This window comes from Aquimarina megaterium XH134, from assembly GCF_000520975.1.
GTDB classification, from domain to species: Bacteria; Bacteroidota; Bacteroidia; order Flavobacteriales; family Flavobacteriaceae; genus Aquimarina; species Aquimarina megaterium.
Genome location: NZ_JACB01000039.1, coordinates 19,318 through 33,513 on the forward strand (window position 1 = coordinate 19,318; position 14,196 = coordinate 33,513).

General features: G+C 35.7%; 1 protein-coding gene. It reads left to right on the plus strand.

The window, feature by feature from the left end; all coding sequences use genetic code 11:
- Window positions 1-235: 235 nt before the first annotated feature.
- The gene (locus tag Z053_RS31145) at window positions 236-14,095 is read left to right on the plus strand and encodes an SDR family NAD(P)-dependent oxidoreductase (protein ID WP_025666762.1); all 13,860 of its coding nucleotides are present in this window, start codon (window positions 236-238) and stop codon (window positions 14,093-14,095) included.
- Window positions 14,096-14,196: the final 101 nt, after the last annotated feature.

Below are 14,196 nucleotides of genomic sequence, written 5' to 3' on the forward strand. Positions count from 1 at the left end.
AAACGCTTACGAGCCTTTTTTAAATAGCACCTTAAAACCTTTTAACCCTCTTTATGAATTAGAACTTTGTGATGAAGCTTTGAGTTGCCATAAATACTGATAGTCTCTTAATTTTTGCATAGCATCGCTATGGTGAAATTGAAAAGTATAGTGAAACGACAGTATTTGCAGTAGTTCAAAGATGTAATAAATTTTCTAATTCATAAAGCGGGTTTAATCAATAGCCAGTACTATAATGATTGATTTCATAGAATATATAGTTTTAGAATTGAAGAGCAAGAGACTTTCAAAAGCCAATGCTCTGGATCTTATTAAACAATTTAGTCACCATACAGTAAGTCATACCAACAGGGATGTCATACATCCTTTGTTACATAAGAATACATCTGATTTAAGCCAGCAAAGCTTTAGTACAATATTTAACGGAAAAGAACCCTTTCTGAGAGATCATGTGGTTAAAGATCAAAAAGTTTTACCTGGAGTTGCCTATTTAGAAATGGCTCGAATGGCCCTTAGAAAAGCTTTACCTTTTCAAGAAGAATCAATTGTTGAATTGCGTAATATTATATGGGCTCAACCAATTATAGTTCAAGACCCTAAAGAAGTCACTATTGCTTTATTTGCTGATGAAACCGAAATAGGTAATGGACAGATAAATTATGAAGTTTATAGTACAGAATCTCAAACAGAAGAAGGTGTCAAAGAAACGATTCATTGTCAGGGGCAGGCTGTCTATATCAATACTTCAAAACCTGTACGACTAGATATTGATAAGCTCAAGATGAGAATGCAACAAGGAGAGCTAAAATCAGCACCTATTTATGCTGTGTATTCAAAATTAGGATTGAATTACGGGCCGACTTATCGAGGTATAAAAACAATATTTCAAGACAATGAACAATTACTGGCACAATTAGAGTTAAATGAGGTTACCGAATCAAATTTTAATGACTATATCTTGCATCCAGGTTTGATGGATAGCGCGTTGCAGTCTGCTATTGGCTTATTTGGAGGTTTAGATCAAATCCCTGATAAACCATCGTTACCATTTGCTTTGGAGTCACTAAAGGTTTTCTCTGGTTGTACTAAAGAAATGTTTGCATGGGTTCGATATGCAAAAGGAAATAAATCTACAGATAAAATTACCAAGCTCGATATAGACCTATGTAATCAAGAAGGAGAGGTCGCCATACAAATGAGAGGATTTTCTTCACGTATACTTAATGAAGATTCGGTGACCAAAGAAGTCACTGTAACAGAAAAAGGAGCCTTATATGGAGCTCCTGTTTGGCAAGTGACAAAAGATATGAAGCCTTTCAGTCAAAATGGAACAGATGTAGTGAAGCATCGATATGTCTTTCTATGTGAAGTTCCTCAGGTAGATACAAAACAACTAGAATCTCTTCTTACTTCCAGTAAAGTGATAGCTCTGCAAAATACTCAACAAAAAAATATAGCAGAACGATTTAACGAATATGCACGAATTTGTTTTGAACAGCTTCGTATTCTACTAAGTGATAAACTTCAGGAAAAAGTGTTCATTCAAATTGTAACTGCTAATAAAAGTGAGCAATCTATATTTACTGGTCTTTCTGCCTTAATTAAGACTGCGACCCTTGAAAATCCTAAGTTAACTGGTCAGGTTATCATTACTCATCCAAAAATAACAGCAGAAGAACTGATACTACAATTAGAGGAAAATCAAAACAAGACGCAGGATACAATTATAAAATATGAACAAGAAACCCGACAGGTTCTGCGTTGGAAAGAAATACCAGTAGTACATAATAAACCTAAGATCGTTTTTAAAGATAATGGTGTATATCTCATTACAGGAGGGTTAGGAAATCTGGGGAAAATACTTGTTAGAGAAATTTTAAAACAAACTCAGAATGCCAAAATCATCGTAACAGGTAGGTCTGAACTTACCGAAGAAAAACAAACCTTGATAGATAAAATGGGAGGTAAGACTGGTCAACTGTCCTATAAACAATTAGATGTTGTAGATCTTAATAAGGTAAAACAAATCATTACTTCAATAAAAAAAGAATATAAAGGAATTCATGGTATCATTCATAGTGCAGGAATGATTTCAGATAACTTTATTCTAAAAAAGACATCAGAAGAGTTTAGCAAAGTTCTTGCACCTAAAGTTTTAGGAACCTATAATTTAGACGAAGCCAGTAAAAATATTGATCTTGATTTCTTAGTTTTATTTTCATCAATATCCTCTATAACCGGCAATGGTGGTCAGGCAGATTATGCCACAGCCAATGATTTCATGAATCAGTTTGGGATTTACCGTAACAAACTGGTTGGAACCAAACAACGATCAGGGAAAACTATGACCATCAATTGGCCCTTATGGGAAGAAGGGGGAATGAAAATTGATCAGTCGAAACAAGAAATGTTAGAACAGAGTACAGGGATGTTGCCTATGTGTACTGAGACTGGTGTTCATGCATTTTATAGAAGTTTTGAACTAACACAAGATCAATTACTAGTTGTAGAAGGCAATGTAGAAAAATTACATCAGACATTATTTAATGATAATGCTTCTGAAACCTCTTTGTCTAGTAGTATTACTTCTGAGAAAAAAGAATCAGTTGTCGAAACGGATGAAGAAAATCTGGAAGAGAAAACCCAGAATTATATTAAAAAACAACTTTCTGAATTGTTCAGGCTTCCATCTCATAAGATTGACCCACTTGCTCCTTTAGAAAAATATGGTATTGATTCTATCTTGGCAATGAATCTAACCAATCAGTTAGAAAAAACTTTTGGTTCTTTACCAAAAACACTCTTTTTCGAATATCAAACAATTCATGAGCTTACAGACTACTTTATAAATTCACATTTAGCAAAACTAACAGCGCTCTTTACTTCTGCTTCTGAAAAAAATAGTCAGGAAAAAAATAAGGATATACCTATTGCTTCACCTATCGGCACGCGATCAGAACAGGGAAATTCAAGAGGTATTAAACGTTCACGGAAGATTGAAATTTCTGTTGATAAAAAAAATAATGTTGATACAGATCCCATCGCAATTATAGGTTTAAGTGGTCGCTATCCAAAAGCTACTAATATTGAAGCATACTGGAATAACTTACGTGATGGTAAAGATTGTATTACTGAGGTACCAAAGAATAGATGGGACTGGCAAGAGTATTACAATCCAGATCGTAGTAAAAGTGGATATCATTATAGTAAATGGGGAGGATTTATTGATGGTGTTGACGAATTTGACCCTTTATTTTTTAATATTTCGCCGCTCGAAGCAGAGATACTGGACCCTCAGGAACGATTATTTTTGCAACATACCTGGATGGCCATAGAAGATGCAGGTTATACCAAAGCCGGTTTGCAAATACCACACAAGTTTGGGCAGCCAGGACAAGTTGGTGTGTATGCAGGAGTTATGTATAGTGAATATCAACTCTATGGGATCGAAGCCAGTAAAAGAGGGCATCGAATAGGAGTGCCCGGAAGTTATGCCAGTATTGCCAATAGAGTATCGTATGTGTTAAATCTTCATGGACCTAGTATGACGGTCGATTCTATGTGTTCCTCGTCATTAACAGCAATTCATTTAGCATGTCAGGATCTAAAACAGGGACGAACCAGTTTGGGAATTGCAGGAGGAGTCAATGTTAGTATCCATCCCAATAAATATACGGTGATTAGTGCGGGGCAATATATTTCAAGTGAAGGGCATTGTCAAAGTTTTGGAGAAGGAGGTGAAGGCTACATCCCAGGTGAAGGTGTGGGTGTGGTAGTATTGAAAAAATTATCTGAAGCTGAAAAGGATGGAGATCATATCTACGGTATTATTAATGGTAGTACCCTTAATCATGGAGGTAAGACCAATGGGTATAGTGTACCTAATCCAAAGGCGCAATCTAATCTCATAAGTAATGTATTAAAAGAAACAGACACAAACCCTAGACGTATAAGCTATATAGAAGCACACGGAACGGGAACCAAACTAGGCGATCCTATTGAAATATCAGCCCTAAGTAAGGCATTTAAACAAAGTACATCTGATGTAGGATTTTGTTTACTGGGCTCTGCCAAATCCAATATAGGTCATTGTGAGTCAGCAGCTGGTATTGCCGGACTAACCAAAGTATTACTGCAATTAAAACACCAACAAATAGTTCCATCACTACATTCAAAAAATTTAAATCCTAATATAGATTTTGAAAAGACACCATTTATTGTCAACCAAACATTAAGAACATGGGAAGAGCCTATAATTGATGGCATCCCACAACCTCGGATAGCTGGTGTTTCATCCTTTGGCGCCGGAGGAGCAAATGCACATATTATTGTTCAGGAATATGTAGCTCCAGCAAAAGTAAGCCAGCCTAAGATTTCTATTGATTTAGATTCAAAAGTAATTGTTCCTTTATCAGCTAGAACGCCAGATCAACTTAAACAAAAAGCTATTGATCTTTACGATTTTCTTCAGAAATCTAAAATAGAAAAACAAAAACAGGCTATTACATCGATTGACCTTACCGAAATGGCATATACGCTACAGGTAGGAAGAGAAACGATGGATATGCGACTTGGTTTTATGGTAAACTCAGTTGAAGAGTTGATCCAAAAGCTTAAAGCATATATTAATGGTGAAAAGAATATTGAAGACACATATCAGGGACATACAGACCAAGATAAAGACACTCTATTAGTATTTAATGCAGATGTAGATTTTGAGCAAACTGTAGATAAATGGATAGCTCGAAGAAAACTGCCTAAACTTCTGGATTTATGGGTTAAAGGCTTAAATCTTGATTGGAATAAATTCTATGAAGATAATACACCCAAACGTATAAGCTTGCCTGTCTATCCTTTTTCTAAGGATAAGTACTGGATTGATATAAAAATGAATAATCAAAGTACAGTTGATAGAAAAATCACATCGGTACTACACCCTTTACTACATAGTAATACCTCAGATCTTAGCAAACAGAGTTATAGCTCTATCTTTAGCGGTGAAGAGTTTTTTCTTGCCGATCATCAGGTAAAAATTAAAGAAGGTAAGGTAAGCAAGGTATTACCAGCAGTAGCTTACCTCGAAATGGCACGAGTGGCAGTAGAGAAAGCTATTCCTGTTAAAACCAAATCTAGTATTCTAGAACTTCATAATACCGCATGGACACAACCACTCGTCGTAGAGAAAGATAAGCAGGTAGAAATAGCTTTATTTATCAAAGATGAAAACCAGATAGATTATGAAGTTTATAGTGTGGATAATGAGCAGAACATTATTCATAGCCAAGGAGTAGCTAAGTATAGCACTTATCTTTCACCCGAAAAACTGAGTATAGAACAACTCAAAGGACAAATGAATAGAGGTAGTATGGAAGCAGCTAGCTTATATTCAATATTTAAGTCTATGGGACTTATTTATGGTCCTGCATATCAGGGAATCACTAAGGTTTATCAAGGAGAAAAACAACTCTTGGTACAATTAAGTTTACCGTCGGTTGTTAAAACAAATCAGAATGACTACTTGTTGCATCCGAGTGTAATGGATAGTAGTTTACAAGCAGCTTTTGGTTTGATAGATGATTTGACCACGATTCCTTCACAACCTTCTGTACCTTTTGCTTTAGAGACTATTCGAATAATATCTGCTGTTACCGAACACATGTTTGCCTGGGTTCGTTACTCAGAAGGGAGTGTGGCTACCGATACCATTACCAAACTAGATATTGATATATGTGATCAAGAAGGAAATATATGTGTTCAAATGGAAGGACTTTCTTCCAGGCAATTAAGCGAAGATACTATTGATTTAAAAAATAAAGATATCGGAATTTTAATGGCTAAACCTCTATGGAAGAACTATAAAATACCTCAGATATCAGAAACTATCGAAATTGAATTTGCAGAGAAACATATTATTCTGTGTGAAATGTCTGATATAGAAACAAGTCAGTTTGAAACATCAATTCAGAATAGTCATTGTATACAACTTGAAGCATCACAAAAAAATATAGCAGCGCGTTATACAGATTATGCTTTAACTTGTTTTGAATATGTTCAAACAATACTAAAGAATAAACCCAAAGAAAAGGTCCTTGTTCAAATCGTAATTACCGATAACAAGGAACAAGCACTTTTTTCAGGATTATCGGGATTACTAAAAACCGCAGCTCAGGAAAACCCTATGCTAACAGGTCAAATGATCCTCACAAAATCAACTATACAGATAAAAGAGCTGGTAGAACAACTTCATAAAGCAGCAACAATACCAGAAGAATCCATTATAAAATATGAGAACAGTACCTCATATATTCTACAATGGGATGAAGTAAAAGCAAATAAAGAGAACAGTAAACCTGTATTCAGAAATCAAGGTGTTTACTTGATTACCGGAGGCCTCGGTGCTTTAGGGGTATTGTTTGCCAAGGAAATTTTACAACAAGCCAGAGAGACAAAAATCATAGTAACCGGGCGCTCTGAGCTGACAGAGGAAAAGCAGGTAATTTTAAATGAACTGAACTCAGATACCGATCAGGTTGAATATCAACAACTAGATCTTAATAGCTTAGAGCAAGTAGAAAAACTCATAGCTACTATTAAAAAGGAAAACGGGAAGCTTAATGGTATCATTCACAGTGCAGGTATGATATCAGATAACTTTATTCTAAAGAAGACCAATGATGAATTTTGCAAGGTGTTAGCTCCCAAAGTTACAGGAACTTATAATCTGGATCAAGCCACTAAAGATATAGATCTTGACTTCTTAGTATTGTTTTCATCATTATCAGGTGCGATGGGTAATCTGGGGCAATCGGATTATGCAACAGCGAATGCTTTTATGGACCAGTTTGCCAGATACCGTAACCAATTGGTGGATCAAAAATTAAGACAAGGACATACTCTTTCTATTAATTGGCCATTATGGGAAAGTGGAAATTTGAGTATTGCTCAGAAAAATATTGAAATGCTCTGGCAAGAAACAGGAATATCTCCTATGCAAACTTCATCAGGTATCCAGACTTTATATCGTAGTATGACCTTACAAGGTAATCAGGTTTTGGTTATGGAAGGAAATGTTAATAAAATGCGCTCAATCTTGCTTTCTAAGCAAACTCGTAAGGTAGAACAGATGTCAAAGTCTACAAGTAGTCAAAATGTTGAAACTGCAAAAATTGCTGCGATAGATTCAAATACACTTTTAGATAAAACGATAAATTATCTTCGAAAACTGTTTGCAGAGGTTTTAAAAATTAAGACTCAGGAACTCGATCCAAAAGCTCCATTAGAGAATTATGGTATTGATTCTATACTCGCTATGAGGTTAACCAACATACTTGAAAAAACTTTTGGCTCTCTTTCTAAAACGTTGTTTTTTGAGTATCAGACCATAAAAAGCTTAGCAGAATTCTTTGCCAAGACCTATCCTCGAATTATTCAGGAACGTACAGGGATTCAACAAACCGTATCTTCATCAATACAGGATGCAATCAAGAAAGAATCACCGGTTTCTCCAATATATTCAAGTAACCGTTTCTTTAATACCACAACCAACATTAAGAAAGAAGTTGCTATTGTAGGATTAGGAGGTAAATATCCACTGGCAGAGAATGTGGAAGAATTTTGGGAAAACCTTAAAAATGCTAGAGATTGTATTACAGAAATTCCAGAGGGACGTTGGGATACAGATCGTTTTTTTGATCCTAAACGCAATCAAGTAGGAAAAAGCTATAGTAAATGGGGTGGGTTTATTTCTGATGTTGATAAATTCGATCCGTTGTTTTTTAATATATCACCAAAAGAGGCTGAATTAATTGATCCTCAGGAACGACTTTTTATCCAAACTGCATGGCAAACTATTGAGGATGCCGGGTATAGTAAAGAAAGTATCTCTACACTTGGAAGAGTCGGTGTATATGTCGGGGTTATGTATGGGCAATACCAACTCTACGGTGCAGAAGCTATGTTGGCAGGTAATGCTGTGGTTCCGGGCTCATCTTATGCATCAATTGCAAATAGAGTTTCTTACTTTTTAGATCTACATGGACCCAGTATTGCTTTAGATACTATGTGTTCGTCATCTTTAACGGCCATTCATCAGGCTTGTGAAGAAATACGGAAAGGTGAAATAGAAGCAGCCATTGCAGGAGGAGTTAATGTTTCTATACATCCCCATAAATACCTTATGCTAAGCCAGGGTAATTTTGCTGCTAGTGATGGGAGGTGCAGAAGCTTTGGAGAAGGCGGAGATGGATACGTTGCAGGTGAAGGCGTTGGAGCTGTTTTACTCAAATCTTTGGATCAAGCTATCGAAGATGGTGACCATATATATGGTGTAGTGAAATCCAGTGTAATTAACCATGGAGGAAAAACCAACGGTTATTCTGTTCCAAACCCTAATGCACAGGGTGATTTAATTCGGGAATCGCTTAAAAAAGCTAAAATTGATCCTTCGACATTGGGTTATATTGAAACTCATGGTACAGGTACGGCATTAGGAGATCCTATCGAAATTACCGGATTAAATAAAGCTTTTGGAGAATCAATGCTACAAAAACAAGTTTGTCCGATAGGCTCTGTTAAATCAAACATCGGGCATCTGGAATCAGCAGCAGGAATAGCTGCAGTTACTAAAGTATTACTTCAGTTGAAACATAAAAAACTAGTTCCTTCTTTACATGCAACTACATTAAATCCAAATATCAATTTTAAAGAATCACCTTTTTATGTACAACAGGAATTAACACCCTGGAAAGATTATGAAGGACATCCCAGACGTGCCAGCATAAGCTCTTTTGGTGCGGGAGGTTCGAATGCACACCTTATTATAGAAGAATATAATAATAGTAATAACAAGAAAACCGAATCTTACTACAATAGACCACAATCGTTTGTTCTTTCTTCTAGAGATAAAAATACGCTTTTGAGGTATGGTAAGAAGATGGCAGACTTCCTTAGAAGAAACAAAAATATTGAACTAGAGGAGTTGGTATACACTTCACAGATAGGAAGAACACCAATGAATGAACGCCTTGTGATCGTAACTACCAGTATAAATGAGCTTATCGAAAAACTGGACCAATGGTTATCCATACAGGAAACAGAAGATGATGCATTATTAAAAAGAAGTGCAGATGAGTTGGAAGGTGTATTTTATGGAAACATTAAGAATGCTTCATCCGACACCGTTACCTTATTGGAAGGAGAGGAAGGCAAAGCTTATCTGAAAGTGATTATGGAAGCCCGTAATCAGGAAAAATTAGCTAAACTATGGATATCAGGAGCAGATATTGATTGGTCTTTGCTCTATCAGAATGTTCGGCCAAAGCGTATTTCTCTTCCAACGTATCCTTTTGCTAAAGAACGATATTGGATTACTAAACCTGTATTTCCTATAGCTACCAATTCATTAGGAATACAAGAAAGTAATGCAGAGAACACATCTGAAGAAGAGAAAAAGAAATTACATTATAGCACCGAATGGATTGAACAGAATCTTGATGTGTCTGAAGAAAAATCTCCCGAAAATGGTTTCATACTAATTCTGGATACCTCAGATGAACTGTTCCTTGCTCTAAAAAAACAATCACATCAATATTCCGAAGGAAACACCTATATTTTGTTAAAACCCGGATCCGTTTTTGAGGAAATAGAACCATCTGTTTTTACTATTGATCTTCAGAAGGAAGAACATTTTAAACAACTTGTAGAGCACCTTAGTATAAAAGGACAGCTTCCTTATCGAATTATTCACAATGGTTTAGAAGCAGCTAGTTTAGATAAAAAAGAAAATATAACTCATCAACTCAACTATAATATTTACACTCTATTTAACCTATGTAAGGTTTTAATAGAACAAAAACATCAGATTCCGCTTCAGATTTTATCAATTTTCTTAGGGGATACAAACTTAACTGTTCCATGCAATGCTGCGCTAGGGAGCTTTTTCAAAACCTTAGCTCTAGAGAACCCTTACTATAAAGGAAAGATTGTTGAGGTTAAGGATAGTAAGCAAATCTCTATAGTAGAGAAGATTCGTATGATTAGGAATGAATTCAGTGATGAAAACTGGAGGAGGAATGAAATTCGTTATGATCTCCGAAAAAATGAACAAACCTATGTTCGTTATGTAAAGGAACTAGCTCAATTTACTAATATTGAGAATAATATAAATCGTATGCCATTAAAGCAGAATGGTGTTTATATTGTATCGGGAGGCTTAGGTGGGTTAGGTCTTATTGTTAGCGAGTATTTAGTTAAAAATTATCAGAGTAATTTGGTTCTTTTTGGCAGATCTCCTCTCAAAGCAGCACAAAAGGAAAAACTCGATAGACTTAAAGCTTATGGTTCTAAAATCCTATATCTGCAAGCCGATGCGTCAAAATTAGAAGATGTAGAGACCATTGTAAAAACAGCAAAGACCAATTTTTCACAAATCAACGGAGTGATTCATAGTGCAGGAACTAACCAGGATTCGTTTATTCTCAAAAAATCTAAAGAAGAGATAGATAGAGTATTAGCTCCCAAAATTTATGGGACAATTAATTTGGACTTTGCTACAAGAGACGAAAACTTGGATGTCTTTATCATGTTTTCTTCAATCGCAGGTGTATTGGGTAATATAGGACAATCTGATTATGCTTATGGAAACCATTATCTCAATTCATTTGCAGAAAACAGAGAAGTCTTGGTAAGAGAGCAAAAACGCTATGGAAAAACATTAGCTATTAACTGGCCATATTGGGAAGAAGGAGGGATGCATATTTCTAATGAAGAAGTTACTTTGATCCAAAAGGAAACAGGTCTTTGTCCTATACCTGTAACAGAAGGTATACAATTTTTTGAAGAGTTTCTATTATCTGATATATCTCGGTGTATTCCACTATATGGTTTTCCTTCCAAAATCAAGATGTATATTGATCAGACGGCTAAAAAAGCTGAGAAAAATAAACAAACTCAAGCTACTACAATAGATACTGATACTCTTTTCGAAAATACAGTAGAATATCTTAAAATATTGATCGGAAAAGAAATTAAACTTGATCCAAACCGAATTGATCCCGAAGAACATTTTGAATCTTTTGGTATCGACTCTATAAGTATTAACCAGATAAATTTGAGCCTTGAAAGAGATTTAGGTGATTTGCCAAAAACGTTGTTTTATGAATATTCTACAATAGAAGAATTGGCTACATATTTAATCCGGGAGGATCACGAGACGTTAATCCAATTTCTGAATATAGAAGATTCGACAAACGTATCAAGTAATCACGTTAAACCACTATATGAAACGAAAATACAGAGAGAACCTATAAGAGAAAGCAAACAGGAAATGAAGAATGTAATTGATACACCAATTGCATATGAGGATTCAGAACCGATAGCCATTATCGGAGTGCATGGAAGCTACCCTCAATCTGAAAATTTAGATTCATATTGGGAAAGCCTGAAACAAGGGAAAGATTTAACAGATCTAGTCCCTAAAAGCCGATGGGATTTTGAAGAATTTTATCATGAAGATCCAGAGAAAGCATCTGAAGGGAAAATTTATGGTAAGTGGGGAGGTTTTATAAGTGATGTCGATAAATTTGATCCTCATTTTTTCAATATCACTCCAGAAGAAGCCAGGATAATGGATCCGCAAGAGCGACTTTTTTTACAATCTGTTTGGGCTACTATAGAAGATGCAGGGTACACAAAAGAAAGCCTGAAAAAACGATACCCTAAAGCCAAAAGCGCAAATGTAGGAGTTTTTGTGGGCGTTACAACAAACACTTATAACTTGCTGGCATCTGAGGAATGGAGTAAAGGAAACACCATTCCTAGTGCACACCCTTGGTCGATTGCTAATCGCATATCTTACTTATTCGATTTTAACGGACCCAGTATGCCTGTTGATACTGCTTGTTCATCTTCTTCAGTGGCGATACATCTTGCATGTGAAAGCTTGAAGAAACAGGAGTGCCAGGTTGCTGTTGCTGGTGGTGTAAACTTATATTTGCACCCTTCCAAATACCATTCATTATGCAAGAACCGAATGGTATCTCTAGGAGGAAAATGCCATAGTTATGGTAAAGGTGATGATGGTTTTGTTCCTGGTGAAGGAGTAGGATCGGTTTTATTAAAACCACTTAGCAAAGCCATCGAGGATGAAGATCACATATATGGCGTACTTACAGGAAGTGCATTTGATCACAGTGGTAAGTCGAATGGATATTCTGCTCCAAATCCTAATGCCCAGGCAAACTTAATAGAACATACTCTTCAAAAGGCTCAAATCCATCCAGAAACTATCGGTTATGTAGAAGGACATGGTACAGGTACACAGCTGGGAGATAGTCTTGAAATTGTGGCTTTAACCAATGCATTTCAAAAACAGACCGTTCAAAAACAAGTTATTGCTATTGGATCGGTTAAATCTAATATTGGGCATCCCGAGTCTGCCGCAGGAATTGCAGGTGTAGCAAAAGTATTGCTGCAAATGAAACATCAACAGCTGGTACCCACAATTAATTCTGATGAAGTAAATCCAAATATTAATTTCAAAGAATCACCATTCTATCTTCAACATAAGCTAACGCCATGGGAATCTCCCTTGGGTTATCCTCGTAGAGCACTTATAAATTCGTTCGGAGCAGGAGGAGTGAATGCATGTTTAATACTAGAAGAATATAGAAAAGTAAAAGAGGTATATTCCAAACAAGGACCACACCTTGTCATATTTTCTGCAAAAAATGAAGAACGTCTTCAGGAATATGCAAATCGAGTACTTAATTATATAGAAAAAGAAGAGCAAGTGAATCTTGCAGATTTATCTTTTACCCTACAGGTTGGTCGGGAAGCAATGTCAGAGAGGTTGGCAATTGTTGCTTCAAATAGAGAAGAGCTTATAATTCGATTGAAAGATTGGAAACAACAAAATGAGTCGAACCATATTTTTTGGGGTAAACTGAATCCTAACCAAAGAAGAAAGAAAACTCTTAATAGAGAAGAGGAGTTTCGTTCTCTATTTGATAGGAGTGATCTGGATAAACTTGCACAATTATGGGTTGACGGCGTTGAAATAGATTGGGAAAGGTTATATACTCATGATAAACCTAATCGGATATCACTACCCACTTATCCTTTTGCCAAAGAAAGGTACTGGGTATCAGATCGAGTAATTGAAGAAAAGAGAACGGTAACCGAACCTGTAAATGCTCAACTACACCCTTTAATTTCATATAATTCATCTACATTAAAAGAAGTTCGTTTTAGTTCGTGGTTATCCGATAGCGAGTTTTATGCATCAGATCATCAAGTTAATAAAGAGAAAATCTTTCCAGGTTCAGGGTTTATAGAAATCGCTAATATTTCAGGAAACCTGGCAGGAGAACAAAAGGTTGGCAAGATTAAAGATATTGTGTGGGCTCACCCATTAAGTTTTAAGAAAGGTTCGCAGTTTATTAATACATTATTAAAACCTAATGGTATTGGTACCGAATTTAAAATTACGTCACTTGATGATGAAAATGAACAAATAGTGCATTCTGAAGGGAAGTTATTTTTCCAAAGCGGTAATAAACATTCAGCCGATATTGAAAATATTTCAATACAAAAACTTAAAGAACAATGTCCAGAACCTCAAGATGGTTCATACTACTATACTATTTTTAACCAAGTAGGTTTTAATTATGGCTTAGCATTTAAAACCATTCAGGAATTTTATATCAATGGATCCTTTGCTTTATCTAAGTTAAAATTAACAGACCATTTATTAGTTGATTCTGATCGATTCATTCTCCACCCTTGTATTGTAGATGGTGCTTTACAAACTGTTGCAGGATTGATTGGGCAGATGAAATCGGTAACTCCACATGTACCTTTTGCAATTGATGAAATAGAAATATTTCGCTCATTACCTCATACTTGTTATGCCTATGTAGAACACGTAGAAGAAGAAGCTCGTTCACAAGCAAACATCAAAAAATTCAATATAAAAATTATCAATGAAGCAGGAGATGTTTTAGTTAAGATTAAAAATTTTTATGTGAGAGCATTTGGTAATGCTGATGTTGATCAGGTTAAGGAGTCTAATAGTATGGCTTTTGCCGTAAGCTCATAATATAGGCAGGTGTGAATTCAATAAAATCACATTTCAAAACTACAAAACTGTTACACTAATAAACACACAAAAGTACCCGAGTTATACAAAGGGTTTCTTTT

Bases quoted from the DNA above. Each gene is read 5' to 3' on its own strand.
- Z053_RS31145 (WP_025666762.1), top strand. From the start codon at position 236: ATGATTGATTTCATAGAATATATAGTTTTAGAATTGAAGAGCAAGAGA.